Below are 19,214 nucleotides of genomic sequence, written 5' to 3' on the forward strand. Positions count from 1 at the left end.
AGACAAGACAAATACCAGCATCAGAACCCCGCATCCCTGGCCCGGCGAACAGCCAGGGCTGTATCTGCAACATGGCAAAGATCGGCTGTGCAGCCGCGAGCCGCAGACCACCATCGCCAGCTCCCTCCCTGACTGCGGGCGAGAGGGCTGGCCGCTCGTGGGCAAAGGGGCTGAGCAAGACATATACAGTACTGTATATAATAATGGTTCTTGTACCAAAGATCACAGAAGCTGTAACAGTGTTACTGTTACAGAGGAACTGACTGCACGTCTGAAGTTATCCACAAGTTATCCACTTGAGGAGGGCCAAATTGGTGGATAACACTCTTTTCGCCTCCCCCGGATTACTGTATAATGTAGTGGGGAGAAGTGGGGGAAAGTGGTGAATCCTGGTGCTGCTACCCAGGCCACTGGCGGACCCTATGCCTGGCCGTCTTTACGGTCAGAAGAGACAGCTCCTCCTTGCAGAGTTGAGAGCGTGTATGTTTCTAGGCGAGTACGAACACACAATTGACTCGAAAGGACGCATGGCTGTTCCGGCGCGCTTTCGGGCGCAAATGGGGCGAGGGGCTGTCATTAGCAAAGGCATGGGGACCTGCCTTTCGGTCTATCCGATGCAACGCTGGGAAGAGAAATCGGCGGAGCTGGTAGCGGGCAAGAACAGCGATGAGCTGCGCGACTTCGAGCGTCGCATCTATCCCAGCGCCAGCGAAGTCGAGCTAGATGCTCAGGGACGGATTGTGATCCCGGCCAAGCTGCGAGCCTATGCCAGGCTTGGCACGGAAGTTACTGTAGCCGGCGTGCGAGATCATTTTGAGATTTGGGATCGCGCCATCTGGCGAGCCTATCAGGAGAAGCTGGAGGCCGAGGGGGGAAAAATCCCTTTTTAGTTTTTTGCGTGGGGCCTATAAAAAGTGGAGTGAGGGAGGTAGAGCAGCAGTTAGGAGCGGGATAGGGTCGAAGGATGCGGCGGGGAGAGGCTTTCTCCCTACCGTCGAGCGCTCGGCTGCGCGTACCAAGCGGTTTAAGCGAGTGGAGTATGGAAGCATCATGGCATATGCCGGTGCTGCTGGAAGAGGTGGTACGGTTTCTTCAGCCGCAAGCAGGCGGTCATTATATTGATGGGACATTAGGTGAAGGTGGCCATACAGAGGCGCTTCTTGAGCATTCGGCTCCCGATGGCAGAGTTCTGGGTATCGATCTCGACCCCGAGGCGCTGGATCGCGTAGCGCGGCGCCTCTCCAGGTATGTCAAAAGTGGACGCCTGATCCTGGCGCAAGGCAACTTTGCCGACCTCGAACGCATCGCTGCGGCGCACGCTTTCGGGCCGGTCCAGGGGATTCTCCTCGACCTGGGGTTCTCGTCTCTGCAGCTCTCGAACCCGCGGCGCGGCCTCTCTTTCAGTGTGGACGGGCCCTTGGATATGCGGTTTGATCCGGCGCAGCCGCTCTCCGCTGCTGACCTGGTGAACCGGGCCGATGAGCAGGAACTGGCCGACATCTTTCACCGTTATGGCGAGGAACGCTACGCGCGCCAGATTGCCCGGCGCATTGTGCGCGAACGTGAACAGGCGCCCATCACCAGTACACGCCGGCTGGCTGAGATTGTGACAGCGGCCATCGCCGCCGCGCGCCAAGGGCCCCCCCGCGATGGCATCCATCCAGCGACGCGTGTCTTTATGGCTCTGCGCATTGCTGTCAATCGCGAGCTGGAGAATCTGGAGCGAGCTTTGCCGCAGATGCTCAATCTGCTCAGCCGTGGTGCCCCTGGCGAGCATGGGCCGGCAGGCAGAATGGTCATCATCGCTTTTCATTCGCTGGAAGATCGCATTGTGAAGGAATTTATGAAGCGCGAGGCAACGGACTGCCTCTGTCCCCCGCGGACGCCTGTCTGCGTCTGTGGCCATCGCGCGCGGCTACGCCTGCTCACGCCTAAGCCAGTGCGGCCAACGGCTCAGGAGGTTAGCGCTAACCCGCGCTCGCGTAGCGCTCGCCTACGCGCTGCCGAGCGCCTGGCGGATGCGCCTGCTTGATGAAGACCTCTTCTACGGCCGGTTTGCTTTCTCGGTCCCGCCTCGGGGCTGCCCTGATCGCCTCGCGGGCCGACAGGTAAGGTGAAGACCTGCCTGGGTCTTTCCTGGCCGGAGCCGCACGATAGCCGTGCTGCGTCAGAGGTGTGAGCGAAAGCAAGTAGCCAAGCAAAGAGCAAGAAGCATGCGAGAGAGAGAAAGAAGGTCCAGCGATGCATTACGCTAGTAGTGGACAGAGAAAAGCTCCAACGCGGCCAATTGTCGCGGCGCGGCGCCGTCGTCAGCTGCATCCCTTCTTTTTCCAGATGGGGCCAGTAGCGCTGACGATCAGCTGCGTCCTCCTGATCGCGCTGATGGCTCTGCTCTACCTGTCGCAGCTGAGTCAGGCGCTCAATGTGAACCAGCAGATTCAGGATTACCAGGCCAAGCAGGCGATTCTACAGCGGCAGAATCAGGACCTGGTCAATACTCTGGCGCAGGAGCAGTCTCCCGCTTACATCGCTGGTCATGCCCAGGCTCAGGGACTGGTGCCTGCCGACCCGAAGGCCGTTGAGGTGCTGGAAGTACCCGGTTTGCAATCTGTTCCCGGCCAGCAGCCGGGAGCGGCCCCCTGATGTAGCATCCGTCTCCGTCTGTGAGTCAGTGAATGAGCGTGTGGATCTAAGACAGGCAGATAGACAGAGTAGGCCCCTGGATCGGCTCACTGATTCTCAGCCAATTGATCGGACAGACAAGCAGCAAAGAGACGGCTGGTCTGTCTGCAGGGGCCTGGCCGGTAGACAGCCAGCCAGGGCCGGATGCCCAGGCCACGCTGCGGGCCTGCCAGGATCGTGGCCTGGATCAGGGTTGCCAGCGCGATGCGATGGATGAAGGAAGCAACGCATGAAGATGATGAGGAGCAGCATTCCATCAGGGGGAGGAGGTTAGATGAGCACGGAGCTTCGCCGCGCGCGCGCCCGGCAAATGCTCATCTTCCTGCTGGTCTGCGTTGGCATGTTTGCCCTGCTCGGACGACTCTACTACTGGCAGATCGTCGAGGCATATAGCGGCCATAAGCTGGCGCTGCTAGCCAGTCAGGAGCATATTCATGATCAGGTGCTCACCGCTTCTCGCGGCCTGATCTATGATGCCAATGGCCTGGTGCTTGCAACGAATGTGGTGCGCGACGACGTCTATATTGAGCCTGTTCAGTTCTCCGAGAACCATCCCGATGATCTGCAGGAGGCTCTCACGCAAACCCTGACGGCTCTCCATAGCGTGCTACCTGCGCTCTCCATCGCTGAGACTCGCCGCGCTTTCATGGAAGCGCTCACTGCCAATCGCTGGTCGCTGCTCATTGCTCACGCGGTTACCCCGCAACAGAGTGAGCGCCTGCGGGAGCTGGCCCTGCCAGCGGTCTTTCTGGCCCCCCAGACAGAACGTATCTATCCTCAGGGTGATCTGGCCGCCCAGGTGCTCGGCTATGTGGGCTATGTCAGCGGCAGCTCGTCCCTGCAGGGCGTCTATGGAATCGAGGCCCAATATAATAGCTTGCTTGCCGGTAAGCCAGGCAGCCTGACCGCCGAGCGCGATTTATATGGTAATCCCTTAGTGGTCGGCTCCTCGTCCGAGGAGCCACCAGTGCCCGGCGCTAATCTGACGCTGACCATCGATAGTACCATTCAGTACTTTGTCCAGGCTCAGTTAGCTGCGACGGTGAAGCAGCTTGGCGCCCAGGGCGGCACGGTGGTGGTACTCGATGCCCGCACCGGCGCGGTGGTGGCAATGGCTGGCTACCCAAGCTACGATCCGAATCAGTACGCACGCTATGCCGACCAGACCGGCTGCCTCCATAGCGAGGAGGTCTATCTCAATCCGGCCCTCTATTGCGCCTATGAGCCTGGTTCAACCTTGAAGGCCGTGACAATGGCAGCGGCCCTTGATCAGGGCCTGATTACGCCCAATACCACCATTTATGATCGTGGCTATCTGACCTTCAATGATGGGACGCCAATGGTAACCAATTGGCAGAACCAGGCCTGGGGACGTGAGACCATGACGGAAGTGCTGGTGCATTCGGCCAATGTCGGGGCCGCTTATGTGGCTCATGATCTGCTTGGCCCTTCGCGCTATTATCCTTACCTGGCGCGCTTCGGCTTTGGTCAGCGCACCGGTATCGATAGCCCCGAGGCGACCGGCTTCTATCGCCGGCCCGGCTCGCCCGGCTGGACTCCCAGCGATCTGGCCCGCCAGGCCTTCGGTCAAAGTATCCTGGCGACACCGCTACAGGTGGCTCTGGCTTACCAGGCTATTGCCAACGATGGCGTCATGATGCGCCCTTACTTGGTCTCCGCTATCGAGACCAACGGCCATGTCACGAAGATCCAGCCCCAGGTCGTGCGCCGGGTGATTAGCAGTAAGGCCGCCCGCGAGTTGATCGCTATGCTGGAGGTGGCTGCCATCGATGGCTCTGCTCAGCGCGCCCTCGTCCCAGGATACTCGGTCGCGGCAAAAACCGGTACCGCTACTACTCAGGGGATCTCAGAGGATCAGACTGAGGCTTCGGTCGCTGGTTTTTTGCCCGCTTCCCATCCCCGCTTTGTGATTCTGGTAAAGCTGGATCGCCCCCAGGCCAGTATCTACGGGGGGACCGCCGCCGCTCCTCTGTGGAAGGCTATCGCTCAGGAGCTGATGTGGTACTATCATGTCCCGCCCGATCGGTCGCAGTGATTTCTTTCTGATACTATAAAAGGTGCAAGATGGAATTACAGGACCAGAAGCAAGAGCAGCATAACGATCTTGATTTGGAGGCGAAAGCGCGGCGGCTGGAGGAGCTTGAACTCAGTGATACCTGGCGGCAGTTGCTGGGGTTGGCCGGGCAGCCCGGGCAGGAAAGGGCGGAGGAGCAGCCGCCCGCTGAGCCTGTGGTGATCGAGCCGCTTCCTAATGATCCTTGGAGCGAGCTGGTGCAAACGCGAGGCACGGAGGTGATTGATCTCCAGCGTCTGCATGCCAGCCATGAGCCATTGAGCGAGCAGGACGTAGAGCAGGCTCTCCAGGTGATTCAGGAACAGCCTGTTCAGCCGGGCCAGGCCCAGACGCGTGAGGCTGATGGTCAGCCAATGGGGGGAGAGAGCTGAGAAAAGGCAGGAACTGGCCCCCTGTCTCGCCCACCTGCCACTTTGGCCGCTGACGGACAGTCAGCCGCACAGGGGTAGCTCTTGAGGCTATGAGACGGGCGGCAGGCCTGGTCAGGCTAGCGAATTATATCTATCATCATAAAATGATATAAATAGAAAAAAAGAGTATTAAAATGCCTGATGAGCGTGAGCGACAAGCTCGACAAGCGAAACCGGGCAAGCAGGAGGGGCAGCGCAAGGCCTTGCCGCATCTGCGCTCGCCGGCGCTGGAAGCCCTGGCCAAAGGGCCCAGTGCTGGAAGCCCCGGGCAGCGCCGCAACGAGCGAAGCAAGAGAGAGCAGGTGGCGGACCGGCTGCCGCGGAAGCCGGTCTCGAGCCAGGCTTATCTTGCTGCTGAGGAGCAGCTGCAGATCCCTCCGCTGGCGCGCAAGAAGCTGCCGGCGCGGGCTGTCAGGCTATTAGACAAGGTCTTGGACCGCACTAGCGCAGGACAGGAAGGATCAGCTCGCCCGCAACGCAGCGGCTTAACCGCTGGCTGGCGGCGGCGGCTGCTGGCCGAAGCCGAAGAGGAGAGCGCTACTGCGACTGCAGCCCCATCGGCGATCAGTGAAGAAGAAGAGCGCCGGCTTGAGGAGCTAGAGATGCGCCTGCCGCGTGTCCCTGGCAAGATCGATCACTGGCTACTCATCGTCGTACTCACCTTGCTCTGCTTTGGCCTGGTCATGGTCTATAGCGCCAGCTCCTTTATCTCGGCCAGCCTCTATGGCGACGCCTCCTACATTTTTCAGCGTGAGCTGCTATGGACCGTGCTGGGAGTCATCGCTATGCTGGTGACGATGCATATCGACTATCGGCTCTGGCGCCGTTTCTCACTGCCCGGCATGCTGGTCGCCCTGGCCCTGCTGGTGCTGGTCTTAAAGTTTGGCACGAGTGCCTACGGAGCCACGCGCTGGCTCACGCTCGGCTCGTTCTTCTCTTTTCAACCCAGCGAGCTGGTCAAACTGGTGCTGGCTCTCTATATTGCCGACTGGCTGGCGCGCAAGGGAAATCAGGTCAGGACTTTCCTCTATGGCCTGGCGCCGTTCGTGATCCTTGTAGGAATAGTGCTCGGCCTGGTCTTGCTGGAGAGAGATATGGGCACAGCGGTCATTATCGCTGTGGCAGCCACGGCGATGTTTTTCGTCGCCGGCGCCAATATCGCCCAGTTTCTCTTAGCTGTAGCCTGCGGCGGCCTGGTCTTCCTGACCCAGGCTTTCAAGGGTTATCGCTATTTTCGCCTGCTCGGCTTTCTAGACCCGTTCCGCGATGTGACCGGTATCAATTTGCAGCTCTATCAGTCGTTGCTGGCGCTCGGCTCAGGGGGCTGGTTCGGCCTTGGGCTGGGGGCAAGTCGCCAGAAGACAGGTTATCTGCCTTTGCCTTATATTGATTCCATTTTTGCCATTATTGGCGAAGAATTGGGCTTTATTGGCTGTGCTGCTGTGATGCTCCTCTTCCTGTGGCTGGCCTTTCGCGGTTTCCGCCTGGCGCGGCGCACGCCAGATCTCTACGGTTCTTTACTGGCGACGGGCATCACAACCTGGCTAGTCGTGCAGGCCATGATCAATATTGGTTCGAGCACAGCTTCGATTCCTTACACCGGTGTGCCGCTGCCGTTCATCAGCTTCGGTGGCTCTTCACTGGTGGTCTCGATGGCAGCGGTGGGGGTCCTGTTGAACATCTCGCGCTATCTCCAGGAGCCTGCTGACCCGCTCTTCTCGCGGCGCACCCTGGAGCTGCGCCTGAAACGAGGCCGTCGCAGCCAGGGGACCGCAGCGCGCGGGCACTAACTGGCTGACCGGGCTGTGAACTACCAGGAGTCGGGGGAGATGGGCGGAGCGTCTACGGTCGCTCCTCCGACTGCACTGGCAAGCGGCCTGTGAATGATCAACACAGATCATGCTCTTTTGGCTCTTGAAGGAAAAAGCGCGCCTGTGCGCGCAACGCTGTGAAAATGATGCCGCCGGGGTGAAGACTGATAGCGGACAGCGCACCTGGCGCCTCACCCTGGTGAGGCTGGCTAGACCGGGGAGCCTGTCTGAGGGGAACCTCTCCGGCGAGAACCTTTTCTGACTGTGGTAGGCAGTGTATGAGGATACTGGTATCTGGCGGCGGCACCGGCGGGCATATCTATCCTGCACTGGCGGTGGCGGCGCAGCTACAACGGACTTTTCAAGCGGAAATTCTCTATCTGGGCAGCGATGACGGGCTGGAAGCCGAGCTGGCCCCGGCTGCCGGTTTGCCTTTTGTGACCATCAAGGCCGGTAAGCTGGCGCGCTATGTTTCCTGGCGCACGGTCACAGGACTGGCGCGTGTCCCTGTGGGCATTGTGCAAGCCATCGGCGTGGTACGGCGCTTTCGCCCACAGGTGGTCTTCACCAGTGGCGGCTATGTGGCCGTGCCTGCGGGCCTGGCGGCCTGGCTGCATCGCATACCCTTGCTGATGCATCAACAGGATGTGCCGGCGAATCTCTCGAACCGCTTGTTAGCCCCGCTGGCAACCTGCATCTCGCTGGCCTTTGAAGATTCACGGGTCTATTTCCCGGCGCGCAAGACCCTCCACGTTGGCAATCCTGTGCGCCAGGCGATCTTAGAGGTGCGCCATGTACCAATCGAGCAGGCGCGTCAGCGCCTGGGTCTCGACCCGGCTCTGCCGCTGGTCCTGGTGACGGGCGGTAGCCAGGGCGCGCGCCATCTGAATCAAGTGACCTGCCGTGCCCTGCCTGCTTTGCTGGAGCGCTGTCAGGTCCTGCATATCAGCGGAAAAAAGCTCTTTCAGGAAACGGAGGCCCTGGCACAACGCTCGCTGGCCACCCTCTCTGAGGAGCAGCGAGGGCGCTATCATCTGGTGCCCTATCTCGATGCGGAAATGGCTCTAGCCCTGCAGGCCGCGGATGTGGTCGTCTGTCGGGCCGGCGCTGCCACTCTCAGTGAACTGGCGATCCTGGGCAAACCGAGCATTCTGGTGCCGCTGCCGCCAGCAATCGGGTCCTCGCCCCAGGAGGCCAATGCCGCTATGTTTGGGCGCCGGCGGGCCGCGCTAGTAGTACGCAACGACGATTTGACGCCGCAGGTACTGACCGGCCATCTAGAGACCCTGCTGACCAATCCGGCCTATCGCGAGGCGATGGTACGGGCGGTCAGTGCGCTGGCGCGGCCAGATGCCACCGAGGCCATCGCCTCGGCTGTGGCACGCCTGGCCGGCGCGGTCCCGGCGCGTGAGCAACAAGCCAGCCTCTGTTAAAGAGGAGGAGCAGGCACGCGGCCGGAGCACAAGCATAAGCAACAAGCAAGAGCGGAGGCGAGTCGCGGGCGGGTAACGGGCAGAGATCTCTGCTTCAGCACTCAGATGGCGATCCAGGCCCGTTCCGCCCTGCCGTGACACCGAGTGGCAAATTACCGTCTAAAGAGGCAGGCTGCGATGGAGAGAGCAGAGAGAGAGTCGAGCATAAGCACAGAAACCGCAGGGACGAGCGCAGCAGACCGACAAGCGGATCTGCGCGCCCTGCTCAGCAAGCACCTGCATTTTATGGGCATTGGCGGACAAGGTATTTCGGCTGTAGCGCGCCTGGCGCAGGCCGCCGGCGCCGTGGTCAGCGGCTGTGATCGGGTCCCATCGGCGACGACACGCGAGCTGACCGCGGCGGGCATTGAGGTAACTATCGGTCACAGCGCCCAGCATCTCCAGGGGCGGGAGGCGCTCATCATTACGCCTGCCGTCTCCTCGCTGCAGCCCGATCAAGAAGAGCTGATCGCTGCCCAACGGCAGGGCCTGCCTATTGTGACCTGGCAGGAGCTACTAGGGGCTCTCACCCGCGATTACTGCCTGCTCTCGGTCTGTGGCGTTCACGGCAAAGGGACTACGACCTCGCTGCTGGCCCTGATGTTGGTTGAGGGAGGGCTTGATCCCACCTGCGCCATAGGGACGGTGGTGCCAGCCTTCGGGGCCAACTATCGCCTTGGCACAAGTCACTTTTTTGTCAACGAGGCCGACGAGTTTAACCATAATTTCTGGCATTACCATCCGCGCCTGACCGTCGTCACCTCAATTGAGTATGAACATCCTGAATTCTTTGCGGACTATGAGGCCTTTCTGCAGGCTTTCACCCGATTCATCCAGGGCATGGACCTCAGCGAGCGCTGGCCACTGCCTCCCACCCTGGTTATGAATGCTGACAGCCCTGGTTGCCTGGAGCTACGCGCCCGCCTGGGCGCCTGGCCGGGTCGTACCGTCTTCTACACGGTGACCAAAGAAGCAATAGGCGAAAAGGCTGAGCTGCTAACGTCTATTACAGATAATACAAAAGAAGAAAGCCCCCCACTTTTCGAAGCCCACGATCTGGAGCTGGAAGGAGAAACCAGCTTTCGTGTGCGCTGGTATGCCGAGGGAAGCCGGGGCACTCCCAGCCAGGTGCGGCCCCTCTTTGGCGGAGAGAAGGTCGCGTTACACGTACCTGGCCTGCACAATGTACAGAATGCCCTGGGGGCCATCGCTGCAGCCCATAGCCTCGGCATCGCTGAGGAGGCCATCAGACGAGCACTGGAAGGCTTCCGCGGCACCAGACGCCGCTTTGAGATACGCCATCAGGGACCGCTGCCGCTCGGCGAACGGACGTGCGATGTCATCCTCATCGATGACTACGCCCATCATCCCACGGCCATCGCGGCGACACTGGCGGCAGCTCGTCAGCGCTATCCTCAGCGGCGCCTTGTGGCCGTCTACCAGCCCCACATGTATAGTCGTACCAAGGTCTTCTTTGAGCAGTTCGTGGAAGCGTTTGACGAAGCCGATGTCGTCATGATCAGCGACATCTTCCCTGCGCGCGAGCGCGATACAGGTCTGGTGCATGCCCGTGAGCTGGCAGCAGCCCTGGCCCAGCGCCCACGCTTCAGAGCAGAGGGGCGCTTCGCCCTCTACAGCGGCGACCGCGCGCAGACGGAGAGCGAGCTGCGCAGGCACCTGCGCGATGGCGACCTAGCCCTGATCATGGGGGCCGGCGACATCTATACCGTCACAGAACACCTGCTAGGAGAAGGTGGCCGGCCTCAACACCTGGACTAAAAGCCGGACGTACATAGGATCGGGAGACACAACGGGACAATCTGAAGCAAGGCAACATAGTCAAGGACAAGGGAGGCCACCTTCCTGGCAAATTGATTCAAAACCTGGCAAAAGAATGGAGAATGGAAGCGACAATGACATTTGATGCGGAGCGCGTGTATACCACGCTCCTGCCACGCTTCGGTAGGCGGTTGCGCCTGCATGAGCCGCTGGCGCGCCACTGCACCTTTGGGGTTGGAGGGCCGGCAGATCTCTGGCTCACACTAGAGACGCGCGACGAGCTGATCTGGCTCGTGCGGCGCTGCCTGGCGGAGGGCTGGCCGTTGCTCGTGATAGGCAACGGCACCAACGTCCTCTTTGGAGACGCGGGAGTGCGTGGCATTGTGGCGCGGATTGCCCTCAGCGATTACCGCCTGGCGGAGCAAGAGGATGGCTCAGCCCTGCTCTACGCTGAAGCCGGCGTCAGTTGGCCGAAACTGCTCAACGAGCTGGCGACTCGGGGGTGGGGAGGGTTGGAATTCGGCCCTGGTATTCCGGGAACGCTCGGCGGCGGCGTAGTCAGCAACGCCGGAGCGCATCAGCGGGAGCTGTCCCAGGTGCTTGAATGGGTGGAGGTATTGGATGTACGCCCTGCGCTGGCCCTGGGAGCAGCAGCGAGCAGCGCTGAAGGAGAGGGCCAGCCTCAAGGGGATAAAAGCCGGGATCAAACGACAGAAGAAGCCAGGGCAGCCGCAGCGCTTGTTCGGCGCTACGAGCGTGCTGAGCTGGAGCTGAGCTATCGTCATAGTCGCTTCCGAGCAGGGCGCCAGGTCACCTTCGATGAGCGCGGCTATCCACAACCAGCTCCGCGCACGCTCATCGAGCCGGCGGAAATCATCCTGCTGCTGGCCTTGCGCCTGCAGCGCGATGATCCAGCCAAACTGCGCGCCCTGATCGAAGAGTACAGGCAACATCGCAAGCGAACACAACCGCCACAGCCAAGCGCCGGCTCGGTTTTCAAGAATCCGCCTGGCGACTATGCCGGGCGGCTCATCGAGCAGGCCGGCGCCAAGGGGCTGTGCTGTGGACGCGCCTGTATCTCTGAACGGCATGCCAACTTTATCGTCAACCTGGGAGGTGCCCGCGCAGCCGATATCGCGGCCCTCATCAGGGAAGCGCGCAATCGTGTACGAGAGCGGTTCGGCGTGGAGCTGGAGCTGGAGGTCGAACTGCGCGGCGAGTGGGAGATAGCATGACCGAATACAGAGGAGAGATACGAGAGCAAATAGCTTTTTGGGACGTCAGGCGCGCTGAGCCGGAGAAAAGTAGGGGAGGACAGCCCCGCCAGCGGGTAGTGACGACACCTCAGACGATCGTGCGCCCGGCGGGCTGGACGGCGATGGCGGAGCGACGCGCGCGGCAGCGGCGCATGCGCCAGCGCCAGGAAAGTTCCCCTCTCGTAGCGCGCGCTCTCGCTCAGACAGCCGTGCGGGCCTCAAGTGGACAGATGCGGGCTATACGCTCAGCTGCAGTCAGACCGGGGGCCGGGTCCAGAGGAGGGCCGGTGACTCCCATTCCCCCCAGAAGCAGCCGCCTGCAGACTCGGCAGAGCAGACGCTGGCGCAGGCTCCTGGCGTCTCTGCTTGGGTTGGTGCTGGTGCCTGCTGGACTGCTTTTCGCCTTGCTGGGTCCTGCTTTTCGCATCCAGCAGATCACCATAATTGGCACCCAGAATCAGGCCCTCATAACCCAAATCCAGCGGCTCGGCGTCCAGGGTCAAAACCTCTTCCTGGTCGATACCACCGCCCTAAGCAGGCGCATTGCTGCCCTGCCCCTGGTAGCGACTGCCAGCGTTGAGCGCGACTGGCCCGATCGGCTACAGGTGATCGTAAGCGAGCGCCAACCGGTGCTGCTCTGGAAGACTGCCCAGGGAAGCTATAGCGTGGATCGCAGCGGCATGATCCTGGCACCAGCCAGCAGCACACCCCAGGCCAGCCAACTCCAGACGGTGATCGATGCGCGCGAGCAGAGCATCACCGCTGGCATTCGACCAGGCGCGCGCCTGGAGGCTGCAGAAGTCACCTTTGCTGTAGAGGTCTTTAAAGAGGTACCCGTATTGACGGGGATTAGCAATTTCACACTACGCTATGAGAGTAAAATATATGTAAGCAATGCCGGCCCTTCCACACAGCAGCCGCAAACAGTGAGCCACACCACCTTTGTCATCGTCAGCCCCGCCGGCTGGGTGGCGTACCTTGGAGGGCCGGATGATGTCAACCCGCTGGCCAATCGGTTGCGCGAGTTGCAGCAGATCCTCGTCATGGCGCAGCAGAAGGGGCTTCACCTGGCAACCATCGACCTGCGCTTTGGCCTGAATGTGGCCTACACTCTACAGCCATAGGCAGCAGGAAATACCTGGGACCGGACAGGCCCGGCTTCTTCGTGAAGCCCGCGGACCTGATCCTGCCTGCGAAGCAGAGCAAGTAAGCAACGCAGAAAACAAAGTTGTAGTGCGTCTCTGACGGACACGCGATGCGCACAAAGGAGCACAAGATGATAAGGGAGAAGCGAGGTGGTAGCGCGGTGAAAGGCAATGCAGGGGAGCTGACGATGGCGGAAGGGAAGGGAACAGCCGGCGCGAGGAGACGAGAGGAGCGGGGGGAAGAGAGGAAGCCACAAAGGGGAGAGCAAGCGCAAAAGCGTGTCCCTAGCTAGCAATGCCGCCCGATGAGGAGCTAGATCGTGCAAGAGCGGGTGATCGTCGGAATCGACGTCGGAACAACAAAGGTCTGTGTTCTCGTTGGCGAGCTTGATCGCGACGGGAAACTGAACATTGTTGGCGTTGGCACCTGCCCTTCACAGGGCTTGCGGCGCGGGGTAGTGGTCAATATCGAGGAGACAGTCACCTCGATCGCCGCAGCAATCGACCGTGCCGAGCGCCTCTCCGGCAAGCACATCACCACGGCCTACGTGGGCATTGCCGGCAGCCATATCGAGTCGGAAAACAGCAAAGGCTTTGTCGCTATCACTCCAAGCCATCGCGATATCGTTCAGAATGATATTTGCCGAGCGATCGAGGTTGCGCGAGCGATTGCCATTCCGGCTAATCGCGAGATCATTCACGTCATTCCGCGCGGTTATGTCGTTGATGGGCAGGAGGGTATCAAAAATCCCATCGGCATGTCTGGCTTCCGCCTGGAGGTAGAGACGCATATCGTCACAGGCTCTGTATCTTCGATCCATAATCTAATTAAGTGCATCCAGAAGGCTCATGTGGAAATTGAGGATCTGGTGCTGGAGCCGCTGGCCTCGGGGGAAGCGGTTCTAGCCGATGGCGAAACCGACCTGGGGGTAGTACTCGTGGATGTGGGCGGTGGCACCACCGACATCGCCATCTACACCGACGGCGCCATCTGGCATACCGTGGTCTTGCCCATCGGCGGCAACCTGATTACGAGCGATATCGCGATCGGCTTGCGCCTGCCTTTCGCGGTCGCTGAGGAGCTAAAAGTGACCTACGGGCATTGTGATCCTTCAGCGATCGACGATGATGACATGATTGATCTCGCGCAATTCATGCCAGACTGTAACGATCTCGTGCCGCGCAAGCTGCTGGCGGAGATCATCCAGGCGCGCGTTGAAGAACTCTTCGAGATGGTGCATGATGAGATTAAGAAGTCGGGCTACGACGGGCTGCTTCCTGCCGGCCTGGTGCTGACGGGAGGCACTGCCGAGCTTCCGGGTATCCTGGAGCTGGCCGGGCAGATCCTTGATCTACCGGCGCGCATCGGCGTCCCTCTTGGCCTGCATGGCCTGGCCGACTCGATCTGTCGCCCAGCCTATGCGACCGCTGTCGGTCTGCTGCTGTGGGGCCTGACCCACTCATCGCTGACCTACGACGATGAAGAAGGGCAGCAGGCTGGTCGCGGCAATATGCTGTCGCGCATCGGGCGCTGGCTACGTTCGTTTATTCCGTAAGTTTTGGAGCCTGTGAAAGGAAGGAGACGCGACCCGGGCCGTGCATCCGACCCGACCGGCCCGCCTGGCTCTGGTCTGACCTGGGGGCATTACCGCGGGCAGGGGGCAAGGGGACGGGCTAGCTAGCTGGTTGGTTGGCTGGCGGTCGGTGAGCGGAGCGAGAGAACTTGTGACAGGCTCGAAAGGGGGCCACGAATATATGGGATCAATGGGACAACATCAGGTTGAAGGCTTCGCCCAGATCCGTGTGATCGGGGTGGGAGGCGGCGGCAGCAACGCGGTTAATCGCATGATTCAGGCCAATATGGTGGGCATCGAGTTCATTGCTGTCAATACCGATGCTCAGGCCCTGCTGTTGACGCAAGCCCCGAAGCATATCCGTATCGGCGATAAGCTGACCCGTGGCCTCGGTGCGGGAGGGAATCCTAGCGTGGGGGCCAAGGCAGCAGAGGAGAGCGCCGAGGAGCTATATGAGGCGCTGAAAGGCTCCGACATGGTCTTCATTACCGCCGGCATGGGCGGCGGTACTGGCACCGGCGCCAGCCCCATTGTGGCGCAGATCGCCCGCGAAGTGGGGGCCCTCACAGTTGGCGTAGTGACCCGCCCTTTCAGCTTCGAAGGAAAGAAACGTCAGCAGACGGCTGAGGAGGGCATTGCGAATCTGAAGCAGCATGTAGATACGTTGATTACGGTGCCGAACGACCGCCTGCTGCAGATCGCAGACAAGCGCACGCCGCTTTCAGAGGCTTTCCGCCTGGCCGATGATGTGCTGCGTCAGGGCATTCAAGGGATCAGCGATCTGATTACGGTGCCTGGACTCATCAACCTGGATTTTGCCGATGTGAAGACGATTATGTCCGCCGCTGGCTCGGCGCTGATGGCGATCGGCGAGGCGAGCGGCGAGACACGCGCCATCGATGCCGCCCAGATGGCGATCGCCAGCCCGCTGCTCGACATCGACATCAGCGGTGCGCGGGGCGTGCTCTTCAACATCACTGGAGGCACCGATCTGACGCTCTTCGAGGTCCAGGAGGCCGCTGATGTGATCAGCCGCGCTGCTCACCCCGAGGCCAATATCATTTTCGGGGCGGTACAAGATCCTGCCTACGATGGGCGTATTAAGATCACAGTGATCGCTACCGGCTTTGATACGGTGCGCAATCAATCGTCCGCCGGTACAAGTCGCCTGGAATACAATCGGAGCATTTTCTATCAGCCCGTGGGGCTGGGGAGCAATGGAGCCTCGGGAGGCGGCTCCCCTTTGCGCCAGTCAGCGCCGGCGGCCTCCCACAGCTCGTCTCAGGGCTATACAGGCTACACGCCACTGCCGGCCACGCCGCCGCTCAATATCGCCAATGTTCCGACCGGCCCCGGGCCGGTGGCGGGAGAGCATGCGCGCACCCAGCGAGGCCGCGAGCTGGCCGCGGATCTGCGGGGCGATGCTTACGGCGAGGGCTTCGAGGGAGAAGATGAGGAGCTGGAGACCCCAGCTCATGGGCGCCTGCCCGTTCCTGAGCCGGAGGCCCGACCGCTGCAACGGCCTGAGCAGCGACCGCAGCGCCAGATTCGGCGCCTTGATCCAAAGATCTCTGATCTGCCACGCGGCAATCGCGGGCCGGCGAGCGATGTAATCGATATTCCAGCTTTCTTGCGAAAGCGCTAGCCTGGTGTTGAGTAGGGGGTGGCGATGGCAGGCAGGGTTCCTGTATGTCGCCGCCTCTACAGGCTGATCAAGGGAAGGCCCAAAGGGGAGGCTGGCAGCCGTCAGGTAACTACCAGCCAGGGGCAGGGTGTCTGGACCTGCGAACCTGCCCCGTCTTTGTCGCCGCCAGCTCCCCCTTTTTGTTGCTAGGACGGCCTGAAAGGCTATCTTCGCTTCGTACCTTTGCTTTCTTCTCTCCTCTTTGGCTGAGCAAGCGCTTCGTACCCTTGTTTTCTTCTCTCCTCTTTGGCTGAGCAAGCCGCCGCTCTTGGACCTCTGGGCTTCTCTGGTGGTGTGTAAAGCGCTGGTCGTGGCGTGGGGATCAATTACAGTAGACATTTGCAGGAAATATAGATTGGCTGAGCTTATCACTTCTGCTTAAGAGGAGCCATTGCCCACGGGTTTTGAGGATCGCTCTGAAGAGAGGATTTTTCACTATATAAATAAAGCCTCCTGGTGGGGCTTGTGGAGGAAAAGGGAAAGGGCGATCGATCTTGTAATAAAATTGATACGCTAATGGTTGACATGATTGCTGGTATCTCGCACAATATAAGAAGATAATCTCTGTCTTCAGGCTACAGCGACAGAGAGTTCGAGTAGATCTGGAACGGAACCAAGATCATCCTGCCTGCTCACGGTAAATCCGACGTGCTGACGAGCGAAGGCCCTGATCTGCTGCGTCGGAAAAGGCAGCCCGCTGGGTGCCATAAGGAAGAGAAGCAGGGAAGGCAGCCTCTGGCCTGCCGGGCCAGGGAGTAGGAAGGTCCTGCTGAGCGAGAGCGAAGCGTCGAGTGATGGGCAGCAATGGTTAAAAACAGCGGCAAGCAGGCGCAGAGAGAAGGCAGGCAGAGGGAGAAAGAAGACTATGCCCCGACGAGATGCCAGTGAATCCAGCATCCCAGATATCGCTAAATTGCTTGACATCCGCAAGCAAAGCGGTTCCGGGATTGTGCTTGTGCTGGGGGCGCGGGCTGGTGCCTTTTACCGCCTGAGTTCGGCCTTTCAAGAGATGGTCATGGGCTTTAGCGAGCGCAGCCTACAAGGCTTGAGCAAGCCCGCCGCCTTTGGCGAGTGCTACCGCGTCTTAAACGAGCATCCTTTTAGCGAACGCGATCTGGATTCTATCTTCCAGGCAGCTTTGCGTGATGTTACAGTCACGATGGCTGATCTCTGCCTGGCGGAGCTGGTTAAGGAAGAGTATTTTAGCGAAATTATCACCACGAATATCGATGATCTGCTTGAGCAAGCCTTCAGTCTAGTAGAGATGAGAGAGGGGCAGCACTACGAGGTTTTCATTCCGGGGCGGAGCTATGAACACCGTTTACTCCTTCCCCAAAGGCGACCCTGTCGCGTGATCAAGGTCTTTGGGGATCTGGTTGCCCGCGTCTACGATGCCAGGCGGCAGCGTTCTTATCTCGATCGGCAGGCCGTGCTCAAGAGCCACCTGCAGCAGGTTTTGGGGAGCGATATTCTGGTCATCGGCCTTGACCCTGTCTGGGATGCTGAGCTGATCGATTTGCTGCCTCTCGATGGAGGGCTAAGCTCAACCTGGTTTGTCGATGAAAGCTTGCCTCCCCCAGAGTCACAGATGGACCGCGTCTTCCACGCTCGCCAGGCACTTTATCTCACTGGTTGGGATGGACAATACGAGAACTTCTTGAAGGCTCTTTTCTGGCACTTGAATTCATCGATACCTGCAAATATTAGAAACTTTCAGGATATTCTTAATGAATTGCGTAAAATAAACAGTGAGTATACAGTTACGCGGAGAGAGAGACGAGAGACACGAGAGATGCTACAGGATGTGCTGACGCAACTCAGCTCTCTCCAGCAGCAAACGGAGACGGGCTTTCAGCTCTTTGCCTCCGAACTGTCTATGCTAAGGGAGCAGTTAGGATCATTACGGCGTCTGCTTCTTCACGAAGAGTAGTCGTTTACGGCGTCAGGTTGATCATGCTTGGAGTTTTAGCATGGCGGGCGAACTCTTTGTCAACAGAGAAGCGGAATTACAGCTGATTGAAGAGGCGTTGCAGACGTTGCGAGACCGTCAGCGGCTGCTACGCACGCCGATGGTGGAGCTATGCGGGGTGCGGGGCATTGGCAAAACGGCGCTTCTGCGTCAGGTTCAGCAGCGCTGCCAGGAAACGGATGTGCCTTGTATTTGGACTGAGGCCGGGCGAGAGGAGGGCCTCCTTGCAAGCCAGATCGTGGAACAGGTGCAGCGCTATCAGATCCAGCCAGGGGGGGGCGAGGAGAACGGCCTGGAGAGCCCAAGCTTGCGGCGCTCGGTGGAGGCGCTGCGTCTTCTGGCCCAGCGAGGGCGGGCGGTCCTACTGGTCGATGCCGTGGACGCTGGGAGTGAGCGCCAGGTGCGCTGGTTGGAGGCTCTGCTCCGCGAGCTATTGAAGGAGTATACGCTCTTTGTGGTGCTGGCGGCTTCGCGTCTGGTGACCTTCGAGCGCGAGCGCTCCGTGGCGCGCAAGATGACGGTCTTGGAGCTAGGACCTCTCGATCGCCCCAGTTGCGAGGTTTATCTACAGAAGGTTGGGCTTCCTCTCGGGGCTGAGGCGCGCGAGCTTGTATTTTCCTGGAGCCGTGGCTATCCTCTGGCGATGGAAGTCCTCACTGAGGCTATTCGGGGTGGCCTCGATCCCCTCCAGCCGGCTGATCGCCTCCAGTTGCTCCAGCTCTTGACCGAGCGGGTTATTCGCCAGGAGATTCTGAGGAAACTCTTGCCTGATGAGCGTCCGTCTTATGAAAGTCTCTTGCGTCTCCTCTCGGTCCCTCGCCGCTTTAATCTCCTATTGCTTCAAGAGCTTATCGAGGAATTTGATCCACAATGGACCCGTGAAAGCCCTCTAGACTATTTCTTTTTGCCGCGCGAGCTGAGCGATAAAACAGAGGTTGTGCGCTGGCATCTGGACCGAGCGGGTTATGCCGTCGAAGAGCCAGTGCGCTGGCTCTTCCTGCTGATTTTGCGTAGCGAGCAACCGGAGCAGTTCGTTGCTCTTCATCGCTGGCTCGCCGCCTTTAATCTGCGCCTGGCTGGACGCGTCAGCGGCTCCGATCGTATCCGTTATTTGCGTGAATGGCTTTATCATAGTGCCTTTAGTCTGGAGCCAGTAGCGCTGGAGGCGGCTATCCAGGAGCTTCTTGCCGCTCTGCTTATGGAGAACGCTGAGGCTCGTCTGCAATTTGTTGAAGAGGTGCGGCAAGATCAGGAACTGCGGGAAGCCCTGGGCGAACAGGCTCAGCGCCTGCTCTTGGGGCTGCAAGCACTCGAACACTAGACGAGGGGGAGGGAAT

The 19,214-nt window shown here is 60.0% G+C and carries 13 protein-coding genes and 1 pseudogene; all 14 read left to right on the forward strand.

The genetic code is table 11. The features are described from left to right. Window positions 1-482: 482 nt before the first annotated feature. The 14 genes and pseudogenes from mraZ (at window position 483) to AC6H1L_RS12335 (ending at window position 19,198) form a co-directional block, all read left to right on the forward strand. The gene (mraZ, locus tag AC6H1L_RS12270) at window positions 483-890 is read left to right on the forward strand and encodes a division/cell wall cluster transcriptional repressor MraZ (RefSeq protein ID WP_112430241.1); all 408 of its coding nucleotides are present in this window, start codon (window positions 483-485) and stop codon (window positions 888-890) included. Between the two features lie 149 nt (window positions 891-1,039). After that, complete coding sequence (gene rsmH, locus AC6H1L_RS12275; protein WP_497597784.1) at window positions 1,040-2,032, forward strand: 16S rRNA (cytosine(1402)-N(4))-methyltransferase RsmH; 993 nt, start codon at window positions 1,040-1,042, stop codon at window positions 2,030-2,032. Between the two features lie 209 nt (window positions 2,033-2,241). Continuing rightward, the gene (locus AC6H1L_RS12280; protein WP_497597785.1) at window positions 2,242-2,643 is read left to right on the forward strand and encodes a hypothetical protein; all 402 of its coding nucleotides are present in this window, start codon (window positions 2,242-2,244) and stop codon (window positions 2,641-2,643) included. A gap of 313 nt (window positions 2,644-2,956) precedes the next feature. After that, window positions 2,957-4,738 carry a peptidoglycan D,D-transpeptidase FtsI family protein gene (locus tag AC6H1L_RS12285; RefSeq protein WP_497597786.1) on the forward strand — a complete coding sequence of 594 codons (1,782 nt, stop codon included), beginning with the start codon at window positions 2,957-2,959 and terminating at the stop codon, window positions 4,736-4,738. Between the two features lie 29 nt (window positions 4,739-4,767). Next, the gene (locus AC6H1L_RS12290) at window positions 4,768-5,148 is read left to right on the forward strand and encodes a hypothetical protein (protein WP_497597787.1); all 381 of its coding nucleotides are present in this window, start codon (window positions 4,768-4,770) and stop codon (window positions 5,146-5,148) included. 173 nt (window positions 5,149-5,321) lie between these two features. Further along, entirely contained in the window at window positions 5,322-6,977 is a 1,656-nt protein-coding gene (gene ftsW, locus AC6H1L_RS12295; protein ID WP_497597788.1) for a putative lipid II flippase FtsW, read from the forward strand. Window positions 6,978-7,276: 299 nt separating this feature from the next. Further along, window positions 7,277-8,431, forward strand: a complete 1,155-nt coding sequence (gene murG / locus AC6H1L_RS12300; protein ID WP_497597789.1) for an undecaprenyldiphospho-muramoylpentapeptide beta-N-acetylglucosaminyltransferase — start codon at window positions 7,277-7,279, stop codon at window positions 8,429-8,431. A gap of 177 nt (window positions 8,432-8,608) precedes the next feature. Then, the gene (gene murC / locus AC6H1L_RS12305; RefSeq protein WP_497597790.1) at window positions 8,609-10,249 is read left to right on the forward strand and encodes a UDP-N-acetylmuramate--L-alanine ligase; all 1,641 of its coding nucleotides are present in this window, start codon (window positions 8,609-8,611) and stop codon (window positions 10,247-10,249) included. A gap of 134 nt (window positions 10,250-10,383) precedes the next feature. Continuing rightward, window positions 10,384-11,484, forward strand: coding sequence for a UDP-N-acetylmuramate dehydrogenase (locus AC6H1L_RS12310; protein ID WP_497597791.1), 1,101 nt, complete (start codon window positions 10,384-10,386; stop codon window positions 11,482-11,484). Continuing rightward, window positions 11,481-12,629, forward strand: a complete 1,149-nt coding sequence (locus AC6H1L_RS12315; protein ID WP_497597792.1) for a cell division protein FtsQ/DivIB — start codon at window positions 11,481-11,483, stop codon at window positions 12,627-12,629. The genes AC6H1L_RS12310 and AC6H1L_RS12315 overlap by 4 nt, the downstream gene beginning before the upstream one ends. A 341-nt stretch (window positions 12,630-12,970) precedes the next feature. Further along, the gene (ftsA, locus tag AC6H1L_RS12320; protein WP_297164702.1) at window positions 12,971-14,206 is read left to right on the forward strand and encodes a cell division protein FtsA; all 1,236 of its coding nucleotides are present in this window, start codon (window positions 12,971-12,973) and stop codon (window positions 14,204-14,206) included. A 208-nt stretch (window positions 14,207-14,414) separates the two neighbouring features. Further along, window positions 14,415-15,413: pseudogene (gene ftsZ / locus AC6H1L_RS12325) on the forward strand (cell division protein FtsZ); the annotation flags it as partial. Window positions 15,414-16,773: 1,360 nt separating this feature from the next. Then, window positions 16,774-17,838 (forward strand): SIR2 family protein, encoded by a 1,065-nt coding sequence (locus AC6H1L_RS12330; protein WP_497597793.1) that lies wholly within the window; start codon window positions 16,774-16,776, stop codon window positions 17,836-17,838. Between the two features lie 40 nt (window positions 17,839-17,878). Further along, the gene (locus AC6H1L_RS12335) at window positions 17,879-19,198 is read left to right on the forward strand and encodes an ATP-binding protein (protein WP_497597794.1); all 1,320 of its coding nucleotides are present in this window, start codon (window positions 17,879-17,881) and stop codon (window positions 19,196-19,198) included. Window positions 19,199-19,214: the final 16 nt, after the last annotated feature.

The organism is Thermogemmatispora argillosa, from assembly GCF_059696725.1.

Coding starts and splice junctions, on each gene's coding strand:
- mraZ (WP_112430241.1), top strand. CDS start 483: ATGTTTCTAGGCGAGTACGAACACACAATTGACTCGAAAGGACGCATG.
- rsmH (WP_497597784.1), top strand. CDS start 1,040: ATGGAAGCATCATGGCATATGCCGGTGCTGCTGGAAGAGGTGGTACGG.
- AC6H1L_RS12280 (WP_497597785.1), top strand. CDS start 2,242: ATGCATTACGCTAGTAGTGGACAGAGAAAAGCTCCAACGCGGCCAATT.
- AC6H1L_RS12285 (WP_497597786.1), top strand. CDS start 2,957: ATGAGCACGGAGCTTCGCCGCGCGCGCGCCCGGCAAATGCTCATCTTC.
- AC6H1L_RS12290 (WP_497597787.1), top strand. CDS start 4,768: ATGGAATTACAGGACCAGAAGCAAGAGCAGCATAACGATCTTGATTTG.
- ftsW (WP_497597788.1), top strand. CDS start 5,322: ATGCCTGATGAGCGTGAGCGACAAGCTCGACAAGCGAAACCGGGCAAG.
- murG (WP_497597789.1), top strand. CDS start 7,277: ATGAGGATACTGGTATCTGGCGGCGGCACCGGCGGGCATATCTATCCT.
- murC (WP_497597790.1), top strand. CDS start 8,609: ATGGAGAGAGCAGAGAGAGAGTCGAGCATAAGCACAGAAACCGCAGGG.
- AC6H1L_RS12310 (WP_497597791.1), top strand. CDS start 10,384: ATGACATTTGATGCGGAGCGCGTGTATACCACGCTCCTGCCACGCTTC.
- AC6H1L_RS12315 (WP_497597792.1), top strand. CDS start 11,481: ATGACCGAATACAGAGGAGAGATACGAGAGCAAATAGCTTTTTGGGAC.
- AC6H1L_RS12330 (WP_497597793.1), top strand. CDS start 16,774: ATGCCCCGACGAGATGCCAGTGAATCCAGCATCCCAGATATCGCTAAA.
- AC6H1L_RS12335 (WP_497597794.1), top strand. CDS start 17,879: ATGGCGGGCGAACTCTTTGTCAACAGAGAAGCGGAATTACAGCTGATT.